The 17,160-nt window shown below is 69.2% G+C and carries 15 protein-coding genes; all 15 read right to left on the reverse strand.

Annotated elements, in window-relative coordinates:
- Window positions 1–5: 5 nt before the first annotated feature.
- On the reverse strand, window positions 6–347 hold the full coding sequence (rplS, locus tag OK17_RS02350) for a 50S ribosomal protein L19 (protein WP_005198975.1): 342 nt from the start codon (window positions 345–347) through the stop codon (window positions 6–8).
- Window positions 348–509: 162 nt separating this feature from the next.
- A complete protein-coding gene (locus OK17_RS02355) occupies window positions 510–1,502 on the reverse strand; it encodes a hypothetical protein (protein ID WP_461416558.1) in 993 nt (330 codons plus the stop codon).
- Window positions 1,499–1,834 carry a hypothetical protein gene (locus OK17_RS02360; protein ID WP_232719018.1) on the reverse strand — a complete coding sequence of 112 codons (336 nt, stop codon included), beginning with the start codon at window positions 1,832–1,834 and terminating at the stop codon, window positions 1,499–1,501. Before OK17_RS02360 ends, OK17_RS02355 begins: the two co-directional genes overlap by 4 nt.
- A complete protein-coding gene (locus tag OK17_RS02365; RefSeq protein ID WP_461416559.1) occupies window positions 1,831–2,199 on the reverse strand; it encodes a YbaB/EbfC family nucleoid-associated protein in 369 nt (122 codons plus the stop codon). Before OK17_RS02365 ends, OK17_RS02360 begins: the two co-directional genes overlap by 4 nt.
- 33 nt (window positions 2,200–2,232) lie before the next feature.
- Complete coding sequence (gene trmD, locus OK17_RS02370) at window positions 2,233–2,952, reverse strand: tRNA (guanosine(37)-N1)-methyltransferase TrmD (protein ID WP_461416560.1); 720 nt, start codon at window positions 2,950–2,952, stop codon at window positions 2,233–2,235.
- Window positions 2,952–3,485, reverse strand: a complete 534-nt coding sequence (gene rimM, locus OK17_RS02375; protein ID WP_232719025.1) for a ribosome maturation factor RimM — start codon at window positions 3,483–3,485, stop codon at window positions 2,952–2,954. Before rimM ends, trmD begins: the two co-directional genes overlap by 1 nt.
- 26 nt (window positions 3,486–3,511) lie before the next feature.
- Window positions 3,512–3,754: an RNA-binding protein gene (locus tag OK17_RS02380; protein WP_004572301.1), complete on the reverse strand. Its 243-nt coding sequence runs from the start codon at window positions 3,752–3,754 to the stop codon at window positions 3,512–3,514.
- Window positions 3,751–4,200, reverse strand: a complete 450-nt coding sequence (gene rpsP, locus OK17_RS02385) for a 30S ribosomal protein S16 (RefSeq protein ID WP_232719027.1) — start codon at window positions 4,198–4,200, stop codon at window positions 3,751–3,753. The genes OK17_RS02380 and rpsP overlap by 4 nt, the downstream gene beginning before the upstream one ends.
- Window positions 4,201–4,625: 425 nt before the next feature.
- Complete coding sequence (locus tag OK17_RS02390) at window positions 4,626–5,735, reverse strand: amidohydrolase family protein (RefSeq protein WP_461416561.1); 1,110 nt, start codon at window positions 5,733–5,735, stop codon at window positions 4,626–4,628.
- Between the two features lie 2 nt (window positions 5,736–5,737).
- Window positions 5,738–7,297 carry a signal recognition particle protein gene (ffh, locus tag OK17_RS02395; RefSeq protein ID WP_154881893.1) on the reverse strand — a complete coding sequence of 520 codons (1,560 nt, stop codon included), beginning with the start codon at window positions 7,295–7,297 and terminating at the stop codon, window positions 5,738–5,740.
- A 37-nt stretch (window positions 7,298–7,334) separates the two neighbouring features.
- Window positions 7,335–9,860, reverse strand: a complete 2,526-nt coding sequence (locus OK17_RS02400) for a [protein-PII] uridylyltransferase (protein WP_461416614.1) — start codon at window positions 9,858–9,860, stop codon at window positions 7,335–7,337.
- A 115-nt stretch (window positions 9,861–9,975) separates the two neighbouring features.
- A complete protein-coding gene (locus OK17_RS02405; RefSeq protein ID WP_005198965.1) occupies window positions 9,976–10,314 on the reverse strand; it encodes a P-II family nitrogen regulator in 339 nt (112 codons plus the stop codon).
- A 50-nt stretch (window positions 10,315–10,364) separates the two neighbouring features.
- On the reverse strand, window positions 10,365–11,699 hold the full coding sequence (locus OK17_RS02410; RefSeq protein ID WP_232719031.1) for an ammonium transporter: 1,335 nt from the start codon (window positions 11,697–11,699) through the stop codon (window positions 10,365–10,367).
- A gap of 255 nt (window positions 11,700–11,954) precedes the next feature.
- Window positions 11,955–13,532 (reverse strand): signal recognition particle-docking protein FtsY, encoded by a 1,578-nt coding sequence (gene ftsY, locus OK17_RS02415; RefSeq protein WP_461416562.1) that lies wholly within the window; start codon window positions 13,530–13,532, stop codon window positions 11,955–11,957.
- Window positions 13,529–17,137, reverse strand: a complete 3,609-nt coding sequence (gene smc, locus OK17_RS02420; RefSeq protein WP_461416563.1) for a chromosome segregation protein SMC — start codon at window positions 17,135–17,137, stop codon at window positions 13,529–13,531. Before smc ends, ftsY begins: the two co-directional genes overlap by 4 nt.
- Between the last annotated feature and the right edge of the window lie 23 nt (window positions 17,138–17,160).

Consider the following 17,160-nt stretch of genomic DNA (forward strand, 5'->3'; position numbering starts at 1 on the left):
ACGCGTCAGCGCTTTTCCTTGATCTTTGCGGCCTTGCCACGCAGATCGCGCAGGTAGTAGAGCTTGGCGCGACGGACGTCACCGCGGGTGAGGACGTCGATCTTGGCGATGTTCGGGCTGTGCACCGGGAAGGTGCGCTCAACGCCGACGCCGAAGGACACCTTGCGGACGGTGAAGGTCTCGCGGACGCCGCCACCCTGGCGACGGATCACGACACCCTTGAACACCTGGACGCGTTCCTTGCTGCCCTCGATGACCTTGACGTGGACGTCGAGGGTGTCGCCGGGGCCGAACTCCGGGACATCGTCGCGTAGGGACTGCTTGTCGAGGAAGTCGAGCGTGTTCATTGATTGGGTCCTATTCTGGCGTGAACGTTGAGCAGAGGAACCTGGCGGGCCATACGGCTTCGAACCGGTTCATACTCCGAGTCGTCGGTGCCCGTCACACGGGACAGGCAACCCGACTATTGTGCCAGAGACACCCCGGTCCGACGAAATCCCCGGTCAGCGCTACGAACCGGGGGCCATCGCGACGACGTCGGCGGCTTGCAGTGCCGCCACCGTCGCCGAGTCCATCGGCGTGGCGGCGGCGATCGCCGTGGGGGTGATCCCTGAACTCGTCATGTGTTCGACGATCGCGAGTTCGGGTGCCCGCCCGTTCGCCGTCAGCGCCTCGTCGTCGGCGAGTTCGATCCCCGCGCGCTGGTACGGCTGCGGATCGTTGGTCCCGACGACGACCACGCGACGCCCGCGGGCCCCGACGCCGACGCCGACGGCGGTGCGGAACCAGCCCGCGATGGTCGCCGGCACCGTCGACTGCACGGTGTCGGCGCGACGCCTCAGCCAGGTCAGGTCTCCCCCGGCGGTGTCCCGGTCGGTGCGCGAGGCAGCGCCCACGGCGGCACCGAACCCGGCGGCGGCCGCTCCGGCAGCGCCCATCGCACCCATCGGTGCGAACGGCATCATCCCGCTGGTCGCCGCGGGCGGGGTCCCGCCGGCGGATTGCCCGGCATCCTCCGACCGTTGCGTGTAGTCGTCACCGGCAGCCGTCAGGGCCAGACGACCGGCGCTCGCCGCACTCACCCGCCACGAGTCGTCACCGACCTCGGCGAAGACCTCTGCACGTTGCCGGTCACGGTCGGCGACGAGGGCGATCGTCGTCATCTGTTGCTCGGTCTCCACGACGACATCGGCGTAGGTGTCCAACGACGTCGCCATCGCGCGGAGCCGGTCGGCGACGTGCGGCAGTGACTGCGTCCCGGCGCCGGTGACCCGGCCGAGCCCGTCGACCAGAGCGTCGGCGAACTCCCCCTCGACGCCCGCGCCGCCGGCGGCCGGTGACGAGTACGCGGCAGTCGCAGACACGACCACGTCGGTGACCCGCTCCACGGATTCGGCGAGGGCTCGTGTGCGTCGTGCGGCCTCACGGAGCGACGTCGGGTCCGCACCCGGCCACACGCCGGGTGCGAGTTCGTCCGCGATGTGTCGGGGCGCCGAGTTCACCGAGGGTCACCGGGGTCGAAGGCGGCTGCGGTGTCGGCGTCGGCGGCGGCGAGGGACTCGACGCCGGAGGTGAGCGCCCGCCGGTGCTCGGCGAGACGCGCGACCGCGGCGCAGAGCAGTTCACTCGATTCGGCGCTCGCGGGGCCGAAACCCCGCCGGAAGGCCATCGCGCCCTCCCCGACCCCGACCGCGGTGTCGATGTCGGCGAGCAGTTCGACGAGCTCGGAATGCACGGCGCCCAGCCGCGACTCGGCATTGGCCAGCCGGGCGGACAGATCCGCCGCGGTACCCACGTCCGCGGCGATCCGGTTCCGGCGGCCTCCGGCTGTCATCCGGGGGTCCGGGCGGTGTCGAGACGGGCAGGGTCGAGACGCGCGGGGTCGAGACGCGCGTCGGCGTAGTCCACCCCGGAACCCGTTGCGGCAGCGAGAAGTTCGACGCGCCGCGAAGCCAACGCATGGTCCGCTTCGGCGATCAGGGTGGTGAGGAGTTCGGAGAGCTGGTCGGCACGGTACCGACGCAAGGCGGTGGGATCGATCGAGATGTCGACGGCGAGACCGCGCGCGTTGACGGTGACGGCGACGAGCCGATCCCGGCTGATCGCCCGGGAGGTCAGCTCCGACAACGCGGCACGGGTCTGCGCGAGTTCGGCACGCTGACGGTCGAGTTCCTCGACCATGGCCTCATAGCCCTGCATAACACCCCCCGTGTGCTCGAGTTGTGCCGAATCCTAGCGGGGATCCGACTCCGGGTCATCGTGGGGATTCACAGGCTCGGCGAGGAGATCCGGCCGGCGGGCGCGGGTCCGTTCGAGGGCCTGCTCATGTCGCCACCGCGCGACCTTCGCATGATCGCCGCTGAGGAGTACCGGCGGGACGTCGAGACCTCGCCAGCTCACCGGACGCGTGTAACTCGGCCCTTCGAGGAGCCCGTCGGAGAACGAATCCTCTTGGTGCGAGCGAGGATTCCCGAGAACACCGTCCATCAGTCGGACGGTTGCCTCGATCATCGCCATGACCGCGACCTCGCCGCCGATGAGGACGAAGTCACCGAGGGACACCTCTTCGACGCGCACCCGACGGGCCGCGTCGTCGAAGACACGCTGGTCGATGCCCTCATAGCGGCCGCAGGCGAAGACGAGATGTTTCTCGGTGCTCCACCGCTGGGCGGTCGCCTGCGTGAACGGCACACCGGCCGGGGTCGGGACCACGAGAAGCGCGTCGTCGGGGCACACGTCGTCGAGACACGGCCCCCACACCTCGGGCTTCATGACCATGCCGGGCCCGCCACCGTACGGCGAGTCGTCGACGCTGCGGTGCACATCGTGCGTCCAGTTCCGCAGGTCGTGGACGTCGACGCTGATGCGGCCGGCGTCGATCGCCTTGCCCAGCAACGCAACCCGGAGCGGGTCGAGATATTCGGGGAAGATCGAAACGATGTCGAGGCGCATCACTTCGCGCCGTCGGCCGAGTCCGGGTCGAGGAGACCCTCGGGCGGGTCGATGACGATGAGTTCGCGGGTCACCGTCGGCACGATCTCCCGCACGAACGGGATGAGGACCTCACGCTTGTCGGGGGTGCGCACCGACAGCAGTTCGCCGCCGGGCATGTGCAGCACCGATTCGACGACACCCACCTCGGTGCCGTCGGCGAGCTGGACCGGGACACCTTCGAGTTCGTGGTCGTAGAACTCGTCCGGGTCGTCGGACGGCTCGACCTCCGAGGAGTCGATGAGGAACAGGGTGCCGCGCAGCGCGTCGGCGGCATCGCGACTGGCGATGCCCTCGAGAGACACCAACAGCCGCCCGGAATGTTCCCGGGCGGCTGTCACGGTGAATCCACGTTCTCCGCCACCGCGCGGCAGTCGGCCGCGCAGCACCGAGCCGCGAGCGAAACGCAGTTCGGGCTCGTCGGTACGGACGTCGACGACGAGTTCGCCACGAATGCCGTGCGACTTCACGACGCGTCCGACGACGAGATCCACGATGCGTGCGTCCTGCGAGTCGGCTGTCAGCGGTCGGTGTCGACGATGTCGACGCGCATGCCGCGTCCGCCGATACCGGAGACGAGGGTGCGCAGGGCGGTGGCCGTACGACCGTTGCGGCCGATGACCTTACCCAGATCGTCGGGGTTCACGTGGACCTCGACCAGGCGTCCACGACGACCGGTGACGAGGTCGACCCGGACGTCGTCCGGGTTCGAGACGATTCCGCGGACGAGATGCTCGACCGCGTCGGCGACGACAGCGCTCACGCGTCACCCTCGGCGGCGGGGGCCTCGGCGGCAGCTTCTGCCGGGGCCTCGTCCTTCTTGGCGGCCTTCTTCTTCGGGGTGGTGGCCGCGGCGACCGGCTCGTTCTCGGCGGCGGCGAGCGCAGCGTTGAACAGGTCGAGCTTGGACGGCTTCGCCTCGGCGGTCTTCAGGGTGCCCTCGGCGCCCGGCAGGCCCTTGAACTTCTGCCAATCACCGGTGACCTTGAGGATCGCGGCAACGGGCTCGGTCGGCTGTGCGCCGACACCCAGCCAGTACTGGGCGCGCTCGGAGTCGACCTCGATCAGCGAGGGCTCTTCCTTCGGGTGGTACTTGCCGATGGTCTCGATCACCCGGCCGTTGCGGCGGGTCCGAGCGTCGGCGACGACGATGCGGTACTGCGGGTTGCGGATCTTGCCGAGCCGTGTGAGCTTGATCTTGACAGCCATGTCTTCTTCTACTTTCGTGTGGTCACTGCGCAATTCTGCGATCCACCCGGAATGGTGGACCCGGTTTTGCGTCTGTTTCGGTGTGACCGTCGGGCGGCCGTGACCGTATCCGACGAACCGTCGAGCCATTCTGCCAGACCAGAGGCCCCGGAAAGAAATCCGGGCTGACCGTCCGGAAAAGAAGCCGGCATGTGGTTGTCCACCCCGCGAGAACAACCACATGCCGTACGTCGCAAACGCCACTTGCCTACCGATGAATCGGCCCCCAGGCTTGCGCGACCCCCACCGAAACCCCGTTTCCACCCCCGGTTTCGGCGGGGTCTGCACTGTGCTGTTCGGTTCGTCCCCTTACGAACCTGTGCAACGCGGTTGCTACCTTACGCGGCAGTAGGTAAGCGCAACCAGCGGCCCGCTTGTGGTGTTGCTCACAAAATGTTTTGGCCCGAGGACACCACTGCGAGCGGATGACGCAGGACGCCCAGGTCATCGCAGGGGTTCTCGCCGTAGACCACGAAGTCGGCGCGGTCGCCGTCGGCGAGAAGGTCGGCGCCGAGCCACTGCCGAGGTTGCACGGAGGCTGCAGCGATCGCCCCGGCGTTGCCCAGACCGACCTGCGAGAGGGCCTCGATCTCGTCGACGATGCGTCCGTGCTCGACGAATCCGCCGGCGTCGGTACCGGCGAAGATCGCCACGCCGGCCTCGCGGGCGGATTCGAAGACCTTCGGTGCGTCGGCGTGCAACTTGCGCATGTGGGCGGCATAGGTCGGGAACCGCTCGGCGCCGTCGGCGATGCCCGGGAAGTTCTCCACCTGGATCATGGTGGGCACCAGGGCGATCGAGCGGTCGACGAGCTGATCGATCAGATCGGCGGTGAGCCCGGTGCCGTGTTCGATGCAGTCGACCCCGGCCCCGATGAGGTCGACGAGGGCGTCGGTGCCGAAGACGTGGGCGGTGATCCTTGCGCCGTGTTCGTGTGCGACGGCAACCGCGGCCTCGATCTGGTCTCGTGTCCACAGGGGCGCGAGGTCGCCGACCTCGCGATCGATCCAGTCCCCCACGATCTTCACCCAGCCGTCGCCGGCCTGCGCCTGGCGCGCCACCTCGGCGGCCAGCTCGTCGGGGTCGTCGAGGTCGACGCCGTAGTCGCGCAGATAGCGCTTCGGCCGGGCGATGTGCTTGCCGGAACGGATGAACCGCGGACACGCCGGGTCGTCGTCGAGCGGGTGGGTGTCGAGCGGCGACCCGACCTCGCGGATCAGCAGCGTCCCCGCGCGGGCGTCGGCGTACGCGTAACCCCGCGCCTGCTCGATGTCGACGCCGAGCCCGGGGGCGATGCCCACGTGGTTGTGGGCGTCGACGAGCCCCGGCAGAATCCAGCCGGCGTCGACGGCGGTCTCGGCGTCTGCGACGGGTGTGTGGCTGATGGTCCCACCGGTCACCCAGAACTCGACCGGTTGGCCGGTGAGCGGATCGGTGCCCCGGTAGTGACGGGCGGTGACATCCGGTGCTGGGCCATCCATTGCCGGGCCGCCCATCGCTACTTCTTCTTCTTGGGTTGGAACTGTGAGACGTCGATCCCCTCGAGACCCGGCGGCAGCTGGTCGAGTCCGGCGGGCATGTTGGACAGATCCGGGAAGCCGGCGGGCATGCCACCCGGCATCCCCGGGAAACCACCGCGCACCTTCGGCGGCGTGGGACCGCGTCCCTTGCCCTTCTTCCCCTTCTTGCCCTTGCGGTTGGACTTCCGGTTCATCCCGCCCATGCCCATGCGGCCCGACATCTGGGCCATCATCTTGCGGGCCTCGAAGAAACGGTCGACGAGCTGGTTGACCTCGCTGACGGTCACACCGGAGCCGTTGGCGATACGCAGGCGGCGGGAGGCGTTGATGATCTTCGGGTTGTCCCGCTCGGCGGGAGTCATGCCACGGATGATGGCCTGGACCCGGTCGAGCTGCTTGTCGTCGACCTGTGACAGCGCGTCCTTCATCTGGCCGGCGCCGGGCAGCATGCCCAGGATGTTGCCGATGGGGCCCATCTTGCGGATCATCAGCATCTGCTCGAGGAAGTCCTCGAGGGTCAGCTCGCCCTGCGTGATCTTGGCCGCGGCGGCCTCGGCCTGCTCGGCGTCCCAGTGCTGCTCGGCCTGTTCGATGAGACTGAGCACGTCGCCCATGCCGAGGATGCGGCTGGCCATGCGGTCGGGGTGGAAGACGTCGAAGTCCTCGAGCTTCTCACCGGAGGACGCGAACATGATCGGCTGACCGGTGACCTCACGCACCGACAGCGCGGCACCACCGCGGGCGTCGCCGTCGAGCTTGGTCAGCACGACGCCGGTGAAGCCAACGCCGTCGGCGAAGGCCTCGGCGGTGGAGACCGCGTCCTGACCGATCATCGCGTCGACGACGAACAGCACCTCGTCGGGCGTGGTCGCGTCGCGGATGTCGGAGGCCTGCTTCATCAGCTCGGAGTCGATACCCAGGCGGCCGGCGGTGTCGATGACGACGACGTCGTAGTGCTTGGTCTTCGCTTCCTCGACACCGGCGCGGGCGACCGAGACCGGGTCGCCGGAGGTGACGCCGAGTGCTCCCTCCCCACCGACGCTGGTGCCCGGGTGCGGCGCGAAGACCGGCACTCCGGCCCGCTCGCCGACGATCTGCAGCTGCGAGACCGCGCCCGGACGCTGGAGGTCACAGGCCACCAGCAGCGGTGTGTGTCCCTGCTGCTTGAGCCAGTTGCCCAGCTTGCCGGCGAGTGTCGTCTTACCGGCACCCTGCAGACCGGCCAGCATGATGACCGTCGGCGGGTTCTTCGCGAACCGCACCCGGCGGGTCTCGCCGCCGAGGATGCCGATGAGTTCCTCGTTGACGATCTTGACGACCGTCTGGGCCGGGTTCAGCGCCGCGGAGACCTCCGCACCCTTCGCCCGTTCCTTGATCCGCGCGATGAAGGCGCGCACCACCGGCAGCGAGACGTCGGCCTCGAGCAGGGCGAGCCGGATCTCGCGGCAGGTGCGGTCGATGTCGGCATCGGAGAGCCGCCCCTTGCCGCGGAGGTCCTTCAGGGCACCGGTCAACCGGTCGGAGAGGGAATCGAACATGGGTCCATCCTTCCATGTGGTTCCCCGGTCATTCCATTTAGGAGATCGGCACTCCGGACCGTCCCGTCCCGCCGGGCGTCTGCGGCCCGTCCTCCTCGTCGCGCTTGGGCTGCGGCGGCGGGCACACCGCGATGATCGCGTCGGTGAGCGCCGCACGCATCTGCTCGGTGTCCTCTGCCAGTCGCAGGCTGAAGATGTCGACGACGGTCGCACCCAGGGTCGAGACCTTCGCCCACCGGATGTCGGCGCCGTTCCTCTCCAGGACCGAACTCACCCGGCTCAACAGCCCGATCCGGTCGTCGGACCGGACCTCGAGCAGCACCGCACCCTCGGCGGCGTCGGGCTCCGGGGCGTCGAGCCAGGTGACCCGCGGCGGCGCGACCGCGAACAGCGCGGGCACGGCGTTCTTCGGGTGACCGGCGCCGTCGACGTCGGGATCGGTGCTGCCTGCACTCGCCCCGAGGCTCACCATCGTCCCGGGCAGGGTGCTGACCGAGGCGATCGTGGGTATCGGTGAATCCCGCTCGCGCGCGTCGAGGCGCGCGAGGACGTCGATCTTGCCGTTCACCGAGGCGATGAGTTGCTGGCGGAGCAGACCCGCGTCGGGCGGACTGCCGAACATCGGCACGACGATGAAGGAGTTGATCGCCTTGCCGTCGTGGCTCTGGGCGCAGGCCTTGTGCGAGCGCAGACCGCCGAGCGCGAGCACCCCGGCCATCTTCGACAGCAGCCCGGGCTGATCCGGCGCCACCATCGTGACGTCGTAGGTGTGCTGACCGTCGGCGCGCACGAGCCGAACCGCGAAGTCCCCCTCGGCGGCGATCGCCAGCTGCTCGGGGGTCAACGGCTCGGGCACGGCCGGTGGGATGCCGTCGATGTGGCGCATGGACCGCCGGACGAGCTCGCCGATGAGTGACGCCTTCCACTCCCCCCACACGCCGGGTCCGGTCGCCCGCGAATCCGCTTCGGCCAGTGCCGCAAGGAGTTCCAGCAGCACCCGGTTGTGACCCAGTGTGGTCGCGACGAATTCGGCGGTGGCCGGGTCGTCGAGGTCGCGTCGCGTCGCGACCTGCGGCAGCAGGAGGTGATGCCGCACCATGTCGGACAGGATCGTCACGTCCTGCGGCCACAGACCGAACCGGTTGCCGATCTGGACCGCGAGTTCGGCGCCGACGATGCTGTGGTCGGCACCGCGCCCCTTGCCGAGGTCGTGGATGAGCGCTCCGAGGACGAGGAGATCGGGCCGCGAGACCCGCGTCGTCATCGAAGACGCATAGGCCGCGGTCTCCACGAGGTGACGATCGACGGTCCAGGTGTGGATCGCATCGCGCGGCGGGAGGTCGCGCACCGCACCCCATTCCGGGAGCAGCCGACCCCAGAGCCCGGTGCGGTCGAGCGCCTCGATGGGGTCGACCATGTGGTGGCCCGAGCTGAGCAGGACCAGCAGGTCGCTGCGCGCCTCGGCCGGCCACGGCTCCCGCAGCTCCGGTGCGTAGTCGGCCAGTCGGCTCAGGGTCGATGCGCTGATCGGCAGGCCCGTCCGCGCCGAGGCGGCGGCCACGCGGAGGATGAGTCCGGGGTCCTTGCTCGGAATCGCGTTGCGCGCCAACACGATCTCACCGCTGTGCTCGACCACGCCCTCGTCGAGCGGACGACGCAGCGGGGAACGACGCAGCTTGGCCAGCCCACGCCGTGGGAGGGCGTTGCCCGCCGTCCGCAGACCGACGTCGATGGAATAGCTGATGGTTCGGGCGGAGTCACTGATGACGCGCGCCAGGTCGAACCGGTCCCCGATCCGCAGTGCGGCGCCGATCTCGTCGGCGTCCTGCGCGCGTACCTGCTCGCGCGGCCGGCCGGCCGTGCGGTGCAGCTCGGTCCGGATGTCGAGCAGTCGCTGGTAGGCGACCTGTGGTCCGGCACCGGGCGAATCCGGTCGGAGGCTGGCCATCCCGTCGGTCAGCTGGGCGATCGCCAGGGCGCCGAGGAGTTGTACGTCCCGTAGCCCTCCCCGACCGTTCTTCAGATCGGGTTCGGCGCGGTGCGCGATGTCACCGGCGCGACGCCAGCGGTCCTGCGCGTGGGCGACGACCTCGGGGAAACGATTACGGATGTCGTTGCGCCACTGCTGGCGTACGCCACCGATCAACAGGCTCGACAGGTCCTCGTCGCCGGCGATGTGGCGGGCCTCGAGAAGGCCCAGGGCTGCGGTCACGTCCTCGCCGGCGACCTGCAGTGCCTGCGGTACCGTCCGGACGCTGTGATCGAGCGGGATGTTGGCGTCCCACAACGGATACCAGAGTCCGTCGGCGACCTCGGACACCCGCTCGACGGGCATGTCGTCGTGCAGCAGGATCAGGTCGAGGTCGGAGTACGGCAGCAGTTCGCCGCGTCCCAGACCGCCGACCGCGACGATCGCGAATCCGCTGTGGGGCTTGATGCCGAGTTCGGCGCCCTTGCTGGTCAGCCAGAACTCGTGCAGGTCGACGAGCACCTGGCGGAGCGCCGGTGCGTCGAGTTTCCCGTTCCGGCTCGACTCGGTGAGCTGCCGGCGGGTCTTGGCCAGGTCGGTGGCGGCTACGGGAGGCTCCTCGGTCTCGGGGGTTGAACGGTGCGGCCCCGCGCCCGACTCATTGTCGAACGCGGGGCCGCGCTGGGGTTCAGAAAGGGCACGAGCTCACTTACAGAGCGTCGCCGCCGCGCTCGCCGGTGCGGACCCGCACCACCGACTCGACCGGCGAAACCCACACCTTGCCGTCACCGATCTTGCCGGTACGCGCGGCCTCGACGATCACATCGACGACCTTGTCCACGGCCGAGTCGTCCACGACGACCTCGACACGGACCTTGGGCACGAAGTCGACCGAGTACTCGGCGCCGCGGTAGACCTCGGTGTGGCCCTTCTGGCGTCCGTAGCCCTGGACCTCGCTGACGGTCATGCCCAGGATTCCCGCCTGCTCCAGGCCGGCCTTGACGTCCTCGAGCGTGAACGGCTTGACGATTGCAGTGATCAGCTTCATTTGTTATCCCTCTCCACGGGTGTCAGCGTAGTAGCGATTTGGCTCGAGCGTCATGCCAGCTCGTAGGCAGTCTCAGCGTGTTCTGCCTCGTCGATGCCGCTCTTCTCGTCCTCATCGCTGACGCGCCAGCCGAGCGGCTTGAGGGCGAAGGCGATGATCGCGGTCAGGACACCGGTGAACACGAGGGCGAACAGCGCGATCACGACCTGCACGACCAGCTGCTTGTAGTCGCCACCCCAGAAGAGGCCGACGTCCTTGGCCAGGAAGCCGATTCCGACGGTGCCCCAGAGGCCGGCGACCAGGTGGACGCCGACGACGTCGAGCGAGTCGTCGTAGCCGAACTTGTTCTTCATGCCGATGGCGAGGGCAGCCAGGGCACCGGCGATGACACCCAGGATCAGCGAGCCGACGGGGGTCAGCGCACCACAGGCCGGGGTGATCGCGACCAGGCCGGCCACGATGCCCGACGCGGCGCCGACGCTGGTGGCGTGCTTGTCGCGGACGAGCTCGACTGCGAGCCAGCCGATCATCGCGGCAGCGGTGGCAGCGGTGGTGTTGACCCAGACCAGACCGGTCACGGCGTCGGCCGCGAGCTCGGAACCGGCGTTGAAGCCGAACCAGCCGAACCACAGGAGTGCGGCGCCGAGCATGACGAACGGGATGTTGTGCGGACGGTAGGCGGTGCGGCCGAATCCGGCGCGGGCGCCGACGACCAGGGCCAGGACCAGTGCTGCCATACCTGCGTTGATGTGGACCACGGTGCCGCCGGCGAAGTCGATCGGTGCGACGTTGGCCTCACCGTCGGTGCTGCCGAACATCCACGACGCGAAGCCGTTCTCGGCACCCGACATGATGCCGCCACCCCAGACCATGTGGGAGAGCGGGAAGTACACGACGGTCGCCCAGATGACTGTGAAGACCGTCCAGGTGGCGAACTTGACGCGCTCGGCGAGCGCGCCCGAGATGAGGGCCACGGTGATCACCGCGAACGTGAGCTGGAAGCCCATGAACACGAAGGACGGGATCGTCATACCGCCGGTCACGACCAGTTCGGTGTCGTCCGGGCCGGGGATCACGTCGGCCAGCTGGCCGGACCCGAAGAGCGCGAACGGGTTCGAGAACAGACCGGCGATGTCGTCATCCCCGGTGATGCCGTTGCCGAAAGCCATCGAGAAGCCCCAGAGGACGTACACGACGCTGACGGTGGCCAGCGAGATGAAGGACATCATCATCATGTTGAGCACGGACTTGCCTCGAGCGAGTCCGCCATAGAAGAACGCGAGTCCGGGTGTCATCAACAGCACCAACGCGGCGCTCGTGACGATCCACGCGGTGTCGCCGGTGTCGAATGCGCCGAACGCTTCTTCTGGCAGCGCCAAAACCACTGTAGAAACCTCCTCAGGATGCGCCGACGGCTCGGCGCCTCCAAAGAGACTGTCGGCACTCGGTTTCAGCAGTGGTGCCTTCACGTTTCGGGCACGTAACCCGATGAACGATTTATATTTCGCTCAGGTAAATCGCGAGGACGCTTCTGAGGGCCGTCTCAGTTTCGTCGGAGCACTTCTAGCCCGAGGTTGCCGATCGCGAATCGATTTCACACCAGTGCGGGCGACCATCGGCGGGTTCTCACAGCAGGGGTCTCACAGCAGTGCGTCGACGAAGGCCTCCGGCTCGAAGGGGGCCAGATCGTCCGCGCCCTCCCCCAGACCGACCAGTTTCACCGGCACGCCGAGCTCCTTCTGGACGTGGAAGACGATGCCACCCTTGGCCGTGCCGTCGAGCTTGGTCAGCACCACCCCGGTGATGTCGACGACCTCGGCGAACACGCGCGCCTGCATCAGGCCGTTCTGGCCGACGGTGGCGTCGAGCACGAGCAACACCTCGTCGACGGGCGCCTTCTTCTCAACCACGCGCTTGACCTTGCCCAGCTCGTCCATCAGACCGGTCTTGGTGTGCAGGCGGCCGGCGGTGTCGATCATGACGACGTCGACGCCCGTGGCGATACCGCGGTCGACCGCGTCGAACGCCACCGCGGCCGGATCGGCCTGCTCCTTGCCGCGCACGATCTCCGCACCGACCCGCTCACCCCAGGTCTGCAGCTGGTCGGCGGCGGCCGCACGGAAGGTGTCGGCGGCACCCAGCAGCACGCGACGCCCGTCGGCCACCAGGACGCGGGCCAGCTTGCCCGTCGTCGTGGTCTTGCCGGTGCCGTTGACCCCGACCACGAGCACGACGGCCGGACGGCCCGCATGCGGCAGCGCACGGATCGACCGGTCGAGGGTCGGATCGAGCTGCTCGACGAGCACGCGCTTCAGCAGTGCCCGAGCCTCCCCCGCGTTCTTCACCGGGTTGGCGGCCAGTTCGGTACGGAGGTTCTCGACGACGGTCATCGTGGTTGCCGTCCCGAGGTCGGCCATCAGCAGGGTGTCCTCGATCTCCTCCCAGCTGTCCTCGTCGAGGTCGCCGGCACCGAGCAGGCCGAGCACGCTCTTGCCGATCGCCCCCTGCGACCGCGACAGCCGTCCGCGCAGCTTGCCCAGCCGCCCGGCAGTCGGCGCGATCTCCTCGCGCGGCGGTACCGCCACCGCGCCCGATGCATCGTCGGGGGCCGCGGTCTCGGGGGTCGCGGTCTCGGGGGCGTCGACAACCGGCTCTTCGACGACCGGCGGCTCGATGACCGGCTCCTCGACGACCGGGGCCTCGGCCGCCTCCGGCGCCACCGTTTCCGGCTCTGCGACCTTCGCCTCCGGCTCTGCGACCTTTGCCTCCGGCTCGGTCGTCTCGGGCTCGGTGGTCTCGGGTTCTGCCTCGGCCGGCTCGATCACGTCCGGTAGGGACACCTCGGTGATCCCGCGGCGGTGGGAGTCGCGCGGCACCGCGGCGTCGTCGCCGACCGTGGGCTGGCCGTCGACGTCGGTGCGCTCCTCGACCGGCTGGACCGGCGGCTCGGGCTCGGGCTGCGGCTTGCGCGGCGGTTCCGGCTTGCGGGCCGGCGGTTCGGCGAGGGCTGTGTCACCGCGACTGAAACTGAAGCCCGACCCCGCCTGGTAGCCCCCGGACCGGTCGACCTGACGCGTGGTGCCGTCGACGATCTCCGGCTGCGTCTTGGTATCGGACAGCGAGATGCGACGACGACGCGCCAGCACCAGTCCGAGCGCGATCAGCGCGGCGATGACGACCACCGCGATGACGATCCCGATGATGATTCCGGTGTTCACTGGCTGGTGTCCTCCTGTTGAGCCACGGGCATGTTGACGCCGCGCATGCGTTGCGAGATGACGGTCGTGATGCCGTCCCCGCGCATGCTGACGCCGTAGAGGGCGTCGGCGATCTGCATCGTGGGCTTCTGATGTGTGATGACGATCAGCTGCGACTTCTCCCGCAACTGCTCGAACAGCTTGATGAGCCGGCGCAGGTTGGTGTCGTCGAGCGCCGCCTCGACCTCGTCCATGACGTAGAACGGCGACGGGCGGGCGCGGAAGATCGCCACGAGCATCGCGACCGCGGTCAGGGACTTCTCCCCGCCCGACAGCAGCGACAGCCTCTTCACCTTCTTACCCGGTGGCCGGGCCTCCACCTCGATGCCGGTGGTCAGCATGTCGTTCGGCTCGGTCAGCACGAGCCGTCCCTCGCCGCCGGGGAACAGCGTCTCGAAGACCTGACCGAACTCGCGCTCGACGTCGGAGTAGGCCTCGGTGAACACCTGCAGGATGCGGGCGTCCACCTCCTCGACCACGTCGAGCAGGTCCTTGCGGGCGCCCTTGACGTCCTCGAGCTGTGAGGACAGGAAGTTGTAGCGCTCTTCCAGGGCAGCGAACTCCTCGAGCGCGAGGGGGTTGACCTTGCCGAGGGTGTTGAGGTCCTTCTGCGCCTTCTTCGCGCGCGCCTCTTGCGTGGCGCGGTCATACGGCATGGGCGCCGGTGCCACCACCTGTTCGCCGCGCGCCTTGGCCTCCTCGTACTCCTGCATCTCCAGGGCCGAGGGCGGCATCGGGACATCGGGACCGTATTCGGCGATCAGGTCGTCGGGCGACATCGCGAACGTATCGAGGATCTGCTCCTCGAGCTGCTCGATCCGCAGCGCCACCTGCGCACGCGCGACCTCGTCGCGATGCACGGTGTCGCGCAACGAGTTCAGCGTGGTTGTCAGCTCGCCGGCCCGTACGCGCAGTTCATCGAGGGTCGCCGACCGCGCGATCCGGATCTCCTCGAGTTCGTCGCGACCTGTCTGCGCCGATGCGACGGCGGATGCGAGTCGTTCGGCGACCTGGGCACCGGCCCGTTCGACCGCCGCCGCGACACCCGCGGCCTGCCGGCGGATCTCGTCCTGACGACGCGCCCGTTCCCGGGCCTCGCGCTCACGCTGGGCGGCGCGCCGCAGGGAGTCGGCCTTGCCGCGCACCGAGGCGAGGCGTTCCTCGGCGGTCCGTAGCGCCAGACGAGCCTCCATCTCGGTGCCGCGCGCGATCCCGACCGCCGCCGCGGCCGTGGACCGTTCCGAGTCGTCGGCCGCCATCTCCGGTCCCGAATCCGATTCGTCACGGGCGAGCCGTAGGCGCTCCTCGAGTTCGTGGAGGGACTCCAGGGTCTCTGCGCGGTTCTTCTCCAACAGGTTGCGCTGACGCGTGAAGCGATCCGCCTCCGCACGGGCGGTGCGGATCTCGTGACCTAGTCGGGCCATCTGCTCGTAGGCGGCGCCGACGCTGGAATCCGATTCGTGCAGCGCGGCGAGCGCCTCCTCTGCTGCTTCCCGCCGCTCGCGCTGCTCGGTGAGGGCACCGTCGAGTGCGGCTTCCAGTTCTTCGACGCGGCGCCGGGTGGCGGCGAGTTCCTCGGTCGCGGCGTCGATGGCCGACTGCACCTCGAGCGTCGACGGTCGGCGCGACGAACCGCCCTCGATCGACGCGGGTCCGATCCGGTCGCCGGCATGCGTGACCACCCGCACGCCGAGGCGGCGGGCGATCTCGAGTCCCTGGGCGGGGTCGTCGACGACAACGGTGTCGGCGAGGACGGTGTCGATCGCGTTGCGGATCTCCGGCCCGCAGGTCACCGCGGAAGCAGCCCAGCGAGCGCCGTCGGGAAGGGCGACGTCGCGTTGCCGTACGGGCTCGGTGAGGCCGCCGCAGATCAGCGCGGCCCGTCCCCCGTCGCCGGATTTGAGGGCTTCGAGGGCTCGGACGGCCGCCATGCCGTCGACGGTGACGATGCCGTCGACCGCGGGGCCGAGGGCACCGGCGATGGCGGTCTCGAAGCCGGGCTCGACGGTGAGCAGCTCCGACATCGGCCCGAGCAGGCCGTCGGGCGCGTGGTCGAGCAGCCAGGCGCCGCCGTCGTTGCGTTCCAGACCCATGGCGAGGGCCTCGACGCGTGCCGACAGCGAGGCGATGGACTGCTCGGCTTCGCGGTGCTCGGCCTGCAGGGTCGCGACACGTTCGTTGGACAAGTTCAGAGCGGCGACGCACCGCTCGTGGTGTTCGTCGAGGGCCTGCTCGGAGGCCTCCAGCTGCGCGAGTTCACCGGCTGCCGAATCCTGTTGCGATGCAGCATTTTCCGCGCGCTCGGTGGCGTGTGCGATGGCGGCCGTCAGACGGTCGGCCTCGGCGTCGGTCGACTCCGACCGCGTCCGCAGGTTGTCGACCTGACCCTCGAGACGGGCCAGCCCCTCTCGACGGTCGGCGATGGCCTGGACGGCGGCCAGATGTGCGGCTTCCGCCGCCTCGGCGATCGACTCGCGTTCCCGGAGCACCTCGCGGGCCGTCTCGAGCTGTTCGGCGGCGATCTCGACGCCCTCGGTGAGCTCGGCCTCGAGTTCGGCGGCTTCGAGGGCCTGTTCCTCGAGTTCCTCGGGATCGGGGCCGGTGGCCTCGGCGGTGGCCTCGCTCAGGTAGCGGCTGCGTTCGGCGGCGACCCGACGGGTCGCGTCGACGCGTTCGGCGAGCGCCGACAGCCGGAACCACGCGCGGCTCGCGGCCGCGGCGGCCGGGGTGACCTCGGCGAGATGCTGTTCGTGTTGGGTGACCTGCGCGTTGGCCTCGTCGAGTTGCTCGGCCACCTCGTCCTGGCGGCGCCGGACCTCGTCCTCGACGGCGGCGTGCTCGGCCATCTCGGCTCGGCGGATCACCAGGTCGTCGGCGGCGAGGCGCAGCCGGGCGTCGCGGAGATCGGCCTGCACGGTCTGTGCCCGGCGGGCGACCTCGGCCTGCCGGCCGAGCGGCTTGAGCTGGCGTCGAAGCTCGGCCGTGAGGTCGGTCAGCCGCGCCAGGTTGGCCTGCATCGCGTCGAGCTTGCGGACCGCCTTTTCCTTGCGTTTGCGGTGCTTGAGGACGCCTGCGGCCTCCTCGATGAACGCACGACGGTCCTCGGGACGCGACTCGAGGATCGCCGACAGACGACCCTGGCCGACGATGACGTGCATCTCGCGGCCGATACCGGAGTCGGAGAGCAGTTCCTGCACGTCCATGAGGCGGCAGGTGTTGCCGTTGATCTCGTACTCGCCGGCGCCGTCGCGGAACATGCGGCGGGTGATCGAGACCTCGGAGTACTCGATCGGGAGGGCGCCGTCGGCGTTGTCGATGGTGAGCGTGACCTCCGCACGTCCCAGCGGCGGACGTCCGGAGGTGCCGGCGAAGATCACGTCCTGCATCTTCCCGCCACGCAGCGCCTTGGCGCCCTGTTCGCCCATGACCCAGGTCAGGGCGTCGACGACGTTGGACTTACCCGAGCCGTTGGGACCGACGACGCACGTGATACCCGGCTCGAAGCGCAGGGTCGTCGCCGAGGCGAACGACTTGAAGCCCTTCAGGGTCAGGCTTTTGAGGTGCACGACGGTACAGACTACTCACCATC

This window comes from Gordonia sp. GN26, from assembly GCF_054823965.1.